10 protein-coding genes are annotated in these 12,378 nt (G+C 62.1%); 3 read left to right on the forward strand and 7 right to left on the reverse strand.

All coding sequences use genetic code 11. The annotated features are described in order from the left end of the window. Positions 1 to 2: 2 nt before the first annotated feature. On the reverse strand, positions 3 to 467 hold the full coding sequence (locus ACYQ12_RS05720) for a tripartite tricarboxylate transporter TctB family protein (protein WP_459868983.1): 465 nt from the start codon (positions 465 to 467) through the stop codon (positions 3 to 5). A 12-nt stretch (positions 468 to 479) separates the two neighbouring features. Next, positions 480 to 1,460 (reverse strand): Bug family tripartite tricarboxylate transporter substrate binding protein, encoded by a 981-nt coding sequence (locus ACYQ12_RS05725; protein ID WP_459868985.1) that lies wholly within the window; start codon positions 1,458 to 1,460, stop codon positions 480 to 482. Positions 1,461 to 2,051: 591 nt separating this feature from the next. Here ACYQ12_RS05725 and ACYQ12_RS05730 point away from each other — a divergent pair. Both ACYQ12_RS05730 and ACYQ12_RS05735 read left to right on the forward strand, forming a co-directional pair. Next, positions 2,052 to 3,191 (forward strand): iron-containing alcohol dehydrogenase, encoded by a 1,140-nt coding sequence (locus ACYQ12_RS05730; RefSeq protein WP_459868987.1) that lies wholly within the window; start codon positions 2,052 to 2,054, stop codon positions 3,189 to 3,191. 128 nt (positions 3,192 to 3,319) lie between these two features. Continuing rightward, positions 3,320 to 4,258, forward strand: coding sequence for an NAD(P)-dependent oxidoreductase (locus ACYQ12_RS05735; protein ID WP_459868989.1), 939 nt, complete (start codon positions 3,320 to 3,322; stop codon positions 4,256 to 4,258). 156 nt (positions 4,259 to 4,414) lie between these two features. Here ACYQ12_RS05735 and ACYQ12_RS05740 read toward each other — a convergent pair whose 3' ends face one another. From ACYQ12_RS05740 to ACYQ12_RS05760, 5 genes are all read right to left on the reverse strand, one after another. Then, on the reverse strand, positions 4,415 to 5,992 hold the full coding sequence (locus ACYQ12_RS05740; RefSeq protein ID WP_459868991.1) for an aldehyde dehydrogenase (NADP(+)): 1,578 nt from the start codon (positions 5,990 to 5,992) through the stop codon (positions 4,415 to 4,417). 21 nt (positions 5,993 to 6,013) lie between these two features. Further along, positions 6,014 to 7,009 (reverse strand): AraD1 family protein, encoded by a 996-nt coding sequence (gene araD1, locus ACYQ12_RS05745; RefSeq protein ID WP_459868993.1) that lies wholly within the window; start codon positions 7,007 to 7,009, stop codon positions 6,014 to 6,016. A gap of 34 nt (positions 7,010 to 7,043) precedes the next feature. Beyond that, the gene (locus ACYQ12_RS05750) at positions 7,044 to 8,345 is read right to left on the reverse strand and encodes a TRAP transporter large permease (protein WP_459868995.1); all 1,302 of its coding nucleotides are present in this window, start codon (positions 8,343 to 8,345) and stop codon (positions 7,044 to 7,046) included. Then, positions 8,346 to 8,972 (reverse strand): TRAP transporter small permease subunit, encoded by a 627-nt coding sequence (locus tag ACYQ12_RS05755; protein WP_459868997.1) that lies wholly within the window; start codon positions 8,970 to 8,972, stop codon positions 8,346 to 8,348. Positions 8,973 to 9,068: 96 nt separating this feature from the next. After that, positions 9,069 to 10,085, reverse strand: coding sequence for a TRAP transporter substrate-binding protein (locus ACYQ12_RS05760; protein WP_459868999.1), 1,017 nt, complete (start codon positions 10,083 to 10,085; stop codon positions 9,069 to 9,071). A gap of 381 nt (positions 10,086 to 10,466) precedes the next feature. Here ACYQ12_RS05760 and ACYQ12_RS05765 point away from each other — a divergent pair, with 381 nt between their 5' ends. Beyond that, on the forward strand, positions 10,467 to 12,212 hold the full coding sequence (locus ACYQ12_RS05765; protein ID WP_459869001.1) for an IlvD/Edd family dehydratase: 1,746 nt from the start codon (positions 10,467 to 10,469) through the stop codon (positions 12,210 to 12,212). Positions 12,213 to 12,378: the final 166 nt, after the last annotated feature.

Raw genomic sequence — 12,378 nt, forward strand, 5'->3', positions numbered from 1 at the left:
ATTTAACCTCCAGCGCTCAACAGCCCTTCGGGAAGGGGTATCAGCAAATAGCGTGAGAAGATGAAATAAATGACCAGGGAGGCGGCTACGGAGACGCCCAATGCCAGAAGCCATGGCGTTTTACGCACCAGCATCAGTACGAACATCATCGTGGCCAGACTGATGGCGGTGCCCAGATAGTCACTGGCCAGGATGTAAAACACGATCAAGGCGCAGGGGAGCAGGGAGACCAGGATGGCCTGGTAGTCGACGGGCTGGACGACGCGGCCTTCGCCGGCGCGCCGACGCAGCGTCGGGAACTGGCTGACCGCGAGCACCAGGCCACCTATGAAAAACCCTCCCCCAATGAGGGAGGGAAACAGCGACGGGCCGAACTGCAGGCTGGGCATGGTGGGATATTGTCGGGCGACAGAGATCGTGACGATGCCTGCCACCATGAAACACAGCCCCAGGATGACGTCTTTCATGGGGAAGCCCTGTTATTTCTTCAGACCGATGCTTTCGATGATGTTGCCGTATTCCTGGTCCATCTCGCCCATCATCTTTTCGAAGTCCTCGGCGTTGCGCCACTCCGTGCCGAAGCCCTGCTTGGCCATGAAGCCCTGGTAGGTCTCGCTGTTGTAGGCCGCTTCCAGCGCACTCTCGAGCTTGTCGACGATCGCTTGGTCCATCCCCTTGGGGCCGGCGATGCCGCGCCACTCACCTATGGTGTAATCGCTGCCGATGGCTTCCTTGACGGTGGGCACCTCGGGGAAGCTGTCCAGCCGTTCGGGAGCCATGATGCCCAGGCTTTGCGCCTTGCCGGCCTCGATCATCGAACGGGCTTCGGGGACCGAGCTAGGGACGATGTCGATGCCGCCGGAAACGAGCTCTGTCATGGCCGGTGCCGCCCCCTGGCTGGGAATCCACGTCACCTTGTTGGGCTCGATGTCCTGGTCGAGCAGGAAGCCGGCGAAGGCCAGATGCCAGACACCACCCAGGCCGGTGCCCGAAGCATTGTAGGTGCCGGCCGGCTGCTCCTTGATCGAACTGAGCAACTGATCCAGCGAATCGAAGGGGGCATCTTCGGCAACCTGAACGCCGGAATAGTCGAAATTGATCTGGCCGATCGGAGTGAAATCCTTGTAGGTCAGGTCGGTCAGGCCCAGCCAGTGCATCATGTTGGTTTCGCCGGTGATCAGGCCGAGGGTATAGCCGTCGGGCTTGGCCGTGGAAATCGCCGTGTGGCCGACGACGCCGCTTCCGCCGGTGCGGTTGACGACGTTGATCGTCTGGCCAAGCTGCTCCTCGAGCGCACTGGCAATGGTGCGCGCCGTGGCATCCGTGCCGCCGCCAGCAGCCCACGGCACGATGATGGTGATGGGCTTTTCCGGATAAGCGGCCAGAACCGAACCTGAGACGGTCAGCAGGGCCATGGCGGTAAGATTCTTGAGTGTCTTTAGGCTGGGACTGTTCATCATGCTTCTCTTGTTATTGATATTGTGAGGGGTATTTTTAATCTAGCAATAACGTTTTTTGTGTTCAATGTGCATATTACGTAGACTTTGGTAGTGTTTAAAATTTTTGACCATCTGTTTTTACTGAAATATTTTCAATATCAATAATCGTTCTTGGGGTGGGTTTTTAACTAATAAATGAACTTGTGTTTCTTGTGTTTGCATACTAATGCATTCAGACAGCGGCGGGAGTCGTGATTCGATGAAGATATTGGATCGGGGGATAACCTTGAGTTATCGCTACAAGTGCCCATCGACGCAGCATCGTCCGGGACGAGGGCAAAATAGCCTTGCCCAAAAGGGGATGGGGGACGTAAAGGTCGCCAGGTAATTTGGTCAATAGCATGGGGAAGTTCGTTTGTGTTTTTTATGGATGTGCCATAAATATGAATAGAAAATTTCCGGTTGAGTCGGGTCTCGAGGATTTGGCTTAGACGAAAGTGCAGTGTCGGCGATGGCCGCTCGATGGCTTATAAATAAGTTTGCACAGATACGAACTGGCGATATCGATTCAGACTGTTTACTGAAACCATAATTAATTATTAAGGCACTCTCATGGCCCTCATCAATTATGTGACACAAGTTCAGTTCGACTATGGTGCGTCTGCCGTGCTGCAGCAGGAGTGCAATCGACTCGGAATACACCATCCCATGGTAGTGACCGATACCGGTGTACGTGAAGCGGGTATCGTCGATCGGGTACTGGCCTACCTGGACAATGCTTCCCGGGCCACCATTTTCGATCAGACACCTCCAAATCCCAACGAGGCAGCGGTACGTCAGGCTGCTGGCCTGTATCGTGAAGGCGGATTTGACGGAATCATCGCTATCGGCGGTGGCTCATCCATCGATCTGGCCAAGGGGGTAGCCATTGCCGGTACGCACGACGGCCCCTTGAAGTCGTTTGCCGTCATCGAAGGCGGTGCGGCACGGATCACCGACGCGACGGCACCGGTGATCGCCATTCCCACGACGGCCGGCACCGGCAGCGAAGTCGGGCGCGGTGCCATCCTGATTCTGGACGATGGTCGCAAGGTGGGGCTGCTGTCACCGCATCTGGTGCCGAAGTCGGCGATCTGCGATCCCGAATTGACGCTGGGACTGCCAGCGCGGCTGACGGCGGCTACCGGTATGGACGCCATTGCGCACTGCCTGGAAACCTTCATGTCCGCGGCATTCAATCCTCCCGCCGACGGCATCGCCCTGGATGGCTTGTGGCGTGCCTGGCGTCATATCGAACATGCGACTCATGAACCGGGCGATCGCGAGGCGCGACTGAACATGATGAGCGCCTCGATGCAGGGGGCAATGGCTTTCCAGAAAGGTCTTGGTTGCGTGCACAGTCTCAGCCACTCGCTGGGCGGCATCAACCCGCGCCTGCATCACGGCACCCTCAATGCCATTCTTCTGCCCGCGATTATCGAATTCAATGCCGCCAGCGACTCCGTCCGCCAGGAAAGGAAGCTGGAACGCATCGCGCAGGCCATGCAGTTGAGCGGCCCCGATGAGATCGGTTCGGCAATCAAGGCCATGAACGGGCGTCTGGGGCTACCGGCAGGACTGACGGAGCTCGGCGTAACGGAGGAGCTGTTCCCGCGAATCATCAAGGGAGCGCTTGCCGACCATAGCCACAAGACCAACCCGCGCGTGGCCAGTTCCGAAGACTATGAGTGGATGCTCAGGCAGTCGATGTAAGGGAGATGCGTGGAACTCGGAACTGCGGGGCGCTGGTCTGCGCATCCGGCACGGGGTCGGGAAGAGACTGCGCCGCCGCGCTGTTGAACGAAGCAGAAGCAACGGATTGAAGCGACAAGGAGAGGAAGATGACTGAGGAAGTAAAGCGAGTCGGCTTCATTGGGGTGGGATTCATGGGCCACGGAATGGCAAAGAATATCGTCGAAAAAGGCTATTCGCTGACTGTCATGGCGCACAGGAACCGGTCGCCTATAGAGGATCTAGTGTCGCGCGGGGCGCAGGAGGTGGAAAAGCCAAGAGACGTCGCGGCCGTATCCGATATCGTCTTTCTCTGCGTGACCAGTTCGCGCGAAGTCGAAGCGCTGTTCCAGGGACCCGACGGGCTGGAGCAAGGGCTGAGGCCCGGCTCGGTCGTCGTGGATACTTCCACGTCGGACCCCAACTCCACACTGGCGCTGGCGGCACGTCTGGAGTCGATCGGCGTCACCTTGGTCGATGCGCCGCTCGGGCGCTCGCCGAAGGAAGCCTGGGAGGGTGAACTCGATACCATGGTCGGATGCGATGCGCGGACCTTCGAGCGCATCAGGCCGGTGCTGGATACCTGGGCTGGGCGGGTTGTGCATATCGGCAGTGTCGGTGACGGCCACAAGATGAAGCTCATCAACAACTTCCTTTCCCTGGGATACGGTGCGCTCTATGCCGAGGCACTGACGCTGGCGAGCAAGGTCGGCATCGAACCCTCCCGCTTCGATAGCGTCATCCGTGGCAGTCGCATGGACTGTGGGCTGTACCAGGCATACATGAAATACGTTCTTGAACATGACCGCGATGCTCACAAGTTCACGCTGCGTAATAGTTTGAAGGATATGCGCTACGTTGACGCCATGGCTGATGAAGCCGGCATGTCTAATATGCTTTCCAGTACCATAAAGAATATGTACGCATTGGCCGTCAATACAGGACATGGGGATGATTTCCTGCCCATGATGTCCGATATTGTTGCCGGGTTGAACGATACCTCCCTCGTCGAGAAAAGCGATAAATCCCCCTCGGCCGGTAATCGATGAGCCGGCATGCGTTTGCTCGAGATCTCGTCTGGCGCTGGTGTTTGATGACTCCCGCGATATGCATCATTAATGCATCGGCGCCGGGCGGCAGTATGAAAAAAAGGGCGGCCCACCGGGCCGCCCTTTGTGCTTGCGTAGTGCTATGCACAGAGGCCGTTAGCCTTCGCGCTTGCCATCTACCAGGCGCTTGAGCTTCAGCGGGTTATCGTTCTTGAGCGCTTGCGGCAGCAGCGTCTCCGGCAGCGCCTGATAGCATACCGGGCGCAGGAAGCGGAAGATCGCCGCCGAGCCCACCGAGGTGGTACGGCTGTCGGAGGTCGCCGGGTAGGGCCCGCCGTGAACCATGGCGTGGCATACCTCGACCCCGGTGGGCCAGCCGTTGACCATGATGCGGCCGGCCTTGCGCTCCAGCGTCGGCAGCAGCGCGCGGGCGGCCTCGATGTCGGCATCGTCCATCTGCAGCGTGGCGGTGAGCTGGCCTTCGAGGTGCTCGGCCACCTGTTTCACTTCCGCGGCATTCTGGCATTCGATGATCAGCGAGGAGGAGCCGAACACCTCCTCCTGCAGCGCTTCATCATTGAGGAAGTCGGTCGCCGAGGTGACGAACAGCACCGACTGGCACTGGTTGGGCGACTCGCCCACCTGGCCACGGGCGATTTCGCGTACCTTGTCGTGGCTGGAAAGCCGGCCCACGCCCTGCTGGTAGGCGGCATGAATGCCCGGGGTGAGCATGGTCTGCGCGGCACTCTCCTTGAGCGCTTCGCCGGCAACCTTGACGAAGGCGTCGAGTGCCGGCCCCTTCTCGGCGATTACCAGGCCGGGATTAGTGCAGAACTGCCCCGCGCCCATGTTGAGCGAGGCGACGAAGGCCTTGGCCATCTCCTCGCCGCGTGCCTGGAGCGCTTGTGCAAAGGCGAACACCGGGTTGATCGAACTCATCTCGGCGTAGACCGGGATCGGCTCCGGGCGTTGCTGAGCGATGCGCGTCAGGGCCAACCCGCCGTTGCGAGAACCGGTGAAGCCCACCGCCTTGATGCGAGGGTCAGCCACCAAGGCGCCGCCGATCTCGTTACCCGCACCGAACAGCAGGGAAAACACCCCCTCCGGCAACTGGCATCTGGCCACCGCCTTCTGAATGGCGCGACCCACCAGCTCGGAAGTGCCGGGATGGGCGGGATGCGCCTTGACCACCACCGGGCAGCCCGCGGCGAGTGCCGAGGCGGTATCGCCGCCGGCCACGGAGAAGGCCAGCGGGAAGTTGCTGGCGCCGAATACCGCCACCGGGCCCAGCGCGATGTGGCGCTGACGCAGGTCGGCGCGCGGCAGCGGCTGGCGGTCGGGCATGGCCGGATCGATGCGTACGTCGAGCCATTCGCCGGCACGCACCACGGAAGCGAACAGGCGCAGCTGACCGCAGGTGCGGCCGCGCTCGCCCTCGATACGCCCCTGGGGCAGGCCGGACTCGGCCACGGCGCGCTCGATCAGGGCCTCGCCGATCGCCTCGATCTCCTCGGCGACGGTCTCGAGGAATACCGCGCGATCTTCCAGCGAAGTCTCGCGGTAGGCGTCGAAGGCCTCCCAGGCGAGCTGGCAGGCCTTTTCCACCTCGGCAGCGCTGCCGCCGGCATAAGCCGGTTCGAGCTGTTCGCCGGTGGCCGGGTTGATGGCCTGAAAGGATGCGTCTTGACCGGTGACTTCCTGTTGCCCGATGAGCATGGTGCCGTTCAGCGTCATGGGGTGCCTCCTGTCGATGGTTCAGAGTGAGCGGATGGTGATGACATCCTCGTCATCGGAAGTAAAGCGTAGTGGGTTGCGCAGAGGACGGCCGAATGCAGGCAGGTCGATCTCGAAGCGGTCGCCCTGTTGGGTCCGGATGCTGTCGGCGAAACTGAGCGTTGCGGTGCCGAAATAGTGGACATGTACATCCCCGGCACGGCGAAAGGGCGCATACTTGAAATGGTGATGTTCCAGATTGGCAAGGCTGTGCGCCATGTTGGTCTCGCCGGTGAGAAACGGCTTTTCCCACAAGGTCTCGCCATCGCGCACGATGCGACTGGTACCTTCCAGATGCGCGGGCAGCTCGCCGATCAGCAGTTCGGGGCCGAAGCTGCAGGCACGCAGTTTGGAATGCGCCAACCAAAGATAGTTGAAGCGCTCGGTGACGTGGTCGGAGAATTCATTGCCGATCGCATAGCCGACCCGCCACGGGCGGCCATCCTCGCCGATCAGGTAGAGACCGGCCAGTTCCGGCTCCTCGCCGGCATCCTCGGCGAAGGCCGGTACCGGCAATTCGCCCTCGGGATCGACGACGATGCTGCCATCGCCCTTGTAGAACCACTCCGGCTGGGCCCCGCAGGCACCCGCCTCGGGCTTGCCGCCCTCCACGCCGAGCTTGAACATGCGCATCGAGTCGGTCAGCTCGCTCTCATCGGCCTGGGCCTTGGCGTGCATCGCCGCACGCGTGTCGGCACTGCCCAGGTGGGTGAGCCCGGTCCCGCTGACCAGACAGTGCGCCGGGTCGGGGTGGGTCAACGGCGGGCGCAGGCGTCTTGCCTCGATCAGGGCCGTATAGTCGAGGCGGGTGTCGGTAAGCGCGGCCTCGACGACTTCGGCGAGCGACCGCGCCTCGGCGATGGCCCGCTGGGCCAGGCCGTAAACGCCCCGGTCGCCTTCGACCAGCCGGACCTGCTCGGGGCTTTCCACCACGGCCGCTCGCAGGCGGCCCTCGTGTTCACATTGAATCAATCGCATGGCGACCTCCGCTGGGTCAGGTAGGGGATTCGAGTCATACCAGCCACATGGCCAGGTTCGGATAGAACAGCAGCAAGGCCAGCACGCACAGCTGGATGGCGATGAACGGCAGCAGCGAGACGAAGATGTCCTTCAGACTGATGCCCGGGGGCGCCACGCCCTTGAGGTAGAAGGCGGCCGGGCCGAACGGCGGCGACAGAAACGATACCTGCATGTTCACCGCGAACAGGATGCCGAACCAGATCGGGCTGTAGCCGAGCTGCTCGACGATGGGCACGAAGATCGGCAGGGTCAGCATCGCCACCCCGATCCAGTCGAGGAACATGCCCAGCACCAGCAGGATCGCCATCATCACCAGCATCACCACGATCGGCGCCACGTCGAGCCCCATGATCATCTGCGAGATGAAGCGGTTGCCCCCCATCAGGTTGTAGACCCCGACCAGCGCCGCGGCGCCGATGCCGATCCAGATGATCATGCCGCAGGTGACCAGCGTCTGCCCCAGGCTCTGGTGCAGCGTCTTCACCGAGAACTCGCCGCGCGCGACGATTGCCAGCAGCACGCCGAACACGCCCATCGCCGCCGCCTCGGTGACCGAGGCCACCCCGCCGTAGATCGAGCCCAGCACCAGAAAGGCGATCAGCCCCGGCACGACGATCGCCTTGAGCGCCTGGCCCTTGGTGGCGAAGGTGCTCTGGCGGTCGGCCTCGGTCATCGGCGGGCCGAGCCTGGGATTGATCAGGCAGCGCACCAGCACGTAGGCGATGTAGCTGCCCATCAGCAGCAGCGCCGGGGTGATGGCGGCGGTGAACAGGTCGGCGATCGACTCGGACGCGATCAGCCCGTAGATGATCAGCACGATCGACGGCGGCATCATCGTGCCCAGCGAGCCGCCGGCGCAGACCACCCCGATCGACAGGTGCTTGTCGTAACCCAGGCGCAGCATCTGCGGCAGGGCGAGGATCCCCAACAGCACGATCTCGCCGCCGATGATGCCCGACAGCGCGGCGAGGAAGAACGCCACCACCACGGTCTGGATGGCGACCCCGCCCGGCAGGCGCCCGGCGAACACGCGCATGGCGTTGAACAGATCCTTGGCGATGCCCGATCGGTCGAGCAGCGAGGCCATCAGCACGAACATGGGCACCGCCACCAGCGAGTATTCGGTGACGAAGCCGTAGACGCGGCTGGTGACCAGCGGCAGGGCCATCGGGCCGAACCAGCCGAAGGTGAAGGCCAGCGCCACCAGCCCGGTGATGAAGGCCAGCGGCAATCCGGTAACCAGCAGGGCGAAGATCGCCCCGACCATCAGAAGCGTTCCGTCGGCGATATCCATTTACACGGCTCCCTCGTTATCGCTCGGGGGGATGGCGGGCTTGCCGCGCAGGGACTGGATCAGGTGAATGAACGACTGCACGCACATGAGGATCAGCGCGGCCATGATGATGCCCTTGACCAGAGCGGGAAACGGCGGGTTCCAGGAGGTCCCGGAACGCTCCAGATGCCACTCGCCGAGCGGGTTGTGCGAGGCCTCCCAGAACATCACGTAGGCGGCGTAGCTCATCGCCAGGCAGAAGCCGAAGGTGACGAAGTCATTGAAGCGATCGAGCCACCGACGCAGGCGCGGCCCGGCGCTGTCGTAGAGCACGCGCACGCGGATGTGGCGATTGCTGGCCAGCGCCGCCGGCCCGCCCAGGGCGAAGGAGACCGCCACCAGCGTGACCACGCTCTCGTGAACCCAGGAGGTGGGCGAATCGAGGCCGTAGCGCATGAACACCTCGTAGACGCTGATGGCCATGGCGACGAACACCAGCCAGGCGGCACCGCGGGCGCACCACACCACGCCGCGATCGAAGGCGCTGCGCACCTCGTCGCCTTCGCTCTGGGGCCCGCCGACGGGGCTTTCGGCGCCTTCCTGGCGGGACAGGGCGGCGTAATCGGTGTCCGGTTTCTCGGCGGACATAACACCTCCACGCGGGGCGCCAAGGCGCCCCGCTCATGCTGAATCGTTGTCGAAGAGCGATCGGGGCCGACCCGTGGCCCGTCACGCTCCAGAAAGTTACAGCAGGTTGCGCGACTTCAGGAAGGCGGTCGCCGAGTCGTAGATCTTCTGTGTCATTTCGTTCTTGCCGGCCCACTCCTGCCACTCCTGCTCTGCGGCCTGACGGAACTTCTTGCGCTCCTCCGGCGGCAGGTCGAAGGGGTGTACGTCGGGATTCTCCTTGAGTTTCTGCAGAGTCTGGATGTCCTGTTCCTTCAGGCGTGCCACCAGATCGTAGGCCATGCGATCGAAGGCCGTTTTCAGCGTGAGCTGAAGCTCCTCGGGAAGCCCGTCCCAGATCTGCTTATTGATCGAGACGGCGATCATCGGCATGGAGTGGAAGCCCGGATAGAGCGGGTAAGGGGCGAAAGCGTGCAGACCCATGGCATCGTTGTTGGAGAGCACGGTGGAGTCTGCCGCATCGATCACGCCCTTCTCGAGTCCGGTGTAGACCTCCGAGCCCGGCAGGTTGACCGGCGTTGCGCCGATACGCTCGAAGATGTTGTAGACCATACCCTGAGGCGCACGAATCTTGAGTCCCTGGAAGTCCGCGATGCTCTCGATCGGTTTGGTCGAGGGAATCGACTCCAGCGGGAAGGTGCCGGCTGCGATCAGGTGAGCGCCGTAAGGCTCTGTCAGCTCGTTGTAGAGCTCCTCGCCGCCGCCGTATTTCATGTATTCCAGAAAATCGTAGGGGTCGCTCCAGGCGCCGACCAGGTTGCCCAGCATGCCGTAGGCCGGGTTCTGGCCCGAAAAGTAGCTGGGGTCGGTCATGTGGCCCTGAAGGATGCCCGACTTGACCGCCTGCAGGGTCTCCGTCGGCCCGACCACGGAGTTGATGGGCAGGACTTCGATTTCCACCTGCCCGTTGGTCATCTTGCCGATCTTGTCCGCCCACTCCTGCTTGATCTTGAAGCTGGGCTCGCCGGACGTCTCGGAGGCCTGGAATTTCCATTCATATTCCGCCGCCCAGGCGCTGGTGGCGCCGAATAGCAGCATTGAGCCGGCTGCGATGACTTGCTTGAACGTGATCATGAAATGGCTCCGTATGGGGTGTTGTTATGTGCAAGAGACGTGGTTGACAGCTTGCCGCCCAAGGCGCCGGGGCCGCCATGCTTGTTTAATATGTTGAACATAGACTTTTTAAGTTCAACATATACTTTAGGCTAGGAAGCGCAAGCCAATGCAGGCTTGTCGTGAGAACTTCGGCAAAAATCCGCAAACGTATGAGACGGGAAATGCCTGCGTAAAGAGAGGGTTGCTCCTTGTAGCGAGGCTCGACCGGAACATGTCGGGGAGGGTTCCAATAGTGTTTGATATCAATTTTGTTATCGATATTGTGCTATCTGGCTATTTTGAGGTTATTTCAATTGTGTGTAGGGTGCTGACAAATCCTCTTCACGGAGTGGCCTGATCATGCCAGACAAGAAACGCCCGCTGCGTTCCGCCGAGTGGTTCGGCAGTGCCGACAAGAACGGCTTCATGTACCGCAGTTGGATGAAGAATCAGGGCATTCCCGACCACGAGTTCCAGGGCAAGCCGATCATCGGCATCTGCAATACCTGGTCGGAGCTCACTCCCTGTAACGCGCACTTTCGCAAGATTGCCGAGCACGTCAAGAAGGGGGTGCTGGAAGCCGGCGGTTACCCGCTGGAGTTCCCGGTATTCTCCAACGGCGAGTCCAACCTGCGCCCCACGGCGATGTTCACCCGCAACCTGGCGAGCATGGACGTCGAGGAGGCGATCCGCGGCAACCCCATGGACGCAGTGGTATTGCTGGTCGGCTGCGACAAGACCACCCCGGCGCTGCTGATGGGCGCGGCGAGCTGCGATATTCCCACCATCGTGGTCACCGGCGGGCCGATGTTGAACGGCAAGCACGAGGGCAAGGATATCGGCTCGGGCACCGTGGTCTGGCGACTGTCGGAAGAAGTGAAGGCCGGCAAGATTTCGCTCCACGATTTCATGGCCGCCGAGGCTGGCATGTCGCGCTCGGCGGGCACCTGCAACACCATGGGCACCGCCTCGACCATGGCCTGCATGGCCGAATCGCTGGGCACGTCCCTGCCGCACAACGCGGCGATCCCGGCCGTGGATTCGCGCCGCTACGTGCTGGCGCATCTGTCCGGGAATCGCATCGTCGAGATGGTCCACGAGGACCTGCGGCTGTCGAAGGTCCTGACCAAGGAGGCGTTCGAAAACGCCATCCGCACCAATGCCGCGATCGGTGGGTCGACCAACGCGGTGATCCACCTCAAGGCCATCGCCGGACGTATCGGGGTCGATCTGACCCTCGACGACTGGACGCGCATCGGCCGCGGCACGCCGACCATCGTCGATCTGCAGCCCTCGGGGCGCTTTTTGATGGAAGAGTTCTACTACGCCGGCGGGCTGCCCGCGGTGCTCAAGCGCCTCGGCGAGGCCGACCGCCTGCCGCACAAGAACGCGCTGACCGTCAACGGCAAGACCCTGTGGGACAACGTCAAGGATGCTCCGCACTACAACGACGAGGTGATCCGCCCGCTCGACAACCCGCTGCGCGAGGATGGCGGCATGTGCGTGCTGCGTGGCAACCTGGCGCCACGTGGCGCGGTGCTCAAGCCCTCCGCGGCGACCCCCGAACTGATGACCCATCGCGGCCAGGCGGTGGTGTTCGAGGACTTCGACGACTACAAGGCACGCATCAACGATCCTGATCTCGACGTGACCGCCGATAGCGTGCTGGTCATGAAGAACTGCGGGCCGCGCGGCTATCACGGCATGGCCGAGGTCGGCAACATGGGCCTGCCGGCCAAGCTTCTCGAGCAGGGCATCACCGACATGGTGCGCATCTCGGATGCGCGAATGAGCGGTACCGCCTACGGTACCGTGGTGCTGCACGTCGCCCCGGAGGCCGCCGCAGGCGGCCCGCTGGCTGCGGTCAGGAGTGGTGACTGGATCGAACTCGACGCCTACGCCGGCAAGCTGCACCTGGACATCAGCGACGCGGAGCTCGAGGCGCGCCTGGCTGAATCCGATCCCACCGAAGCGTCGCGGCAGATCGCCAGCACCGGCGGCTATCGCCAGCTCTACATCGAGCGGGTGCTGCAGGCCGACGAGGGCTGCGACTTCGACTTCCTGGTCGGTTGTCGCGGCGCGGAGGTGCCCCGGCACTCGCACTGAACCTGACAAGGGGCACCTATGCCGCCGGCTAGTCCGGCGGCATTTTTTTGGTTCATCGCGGATTGGCGTGAAAGAGGCAGGAGACGGCAGCCAGATCCTGTCCGGCCTCCTCGCTTTCACCGCTATGGACAGGCGTTTTCCCTCATCCACGACATTTATCGCCGAC

This window comes from Halomonas shantousis, assembly GCF_054654615.1.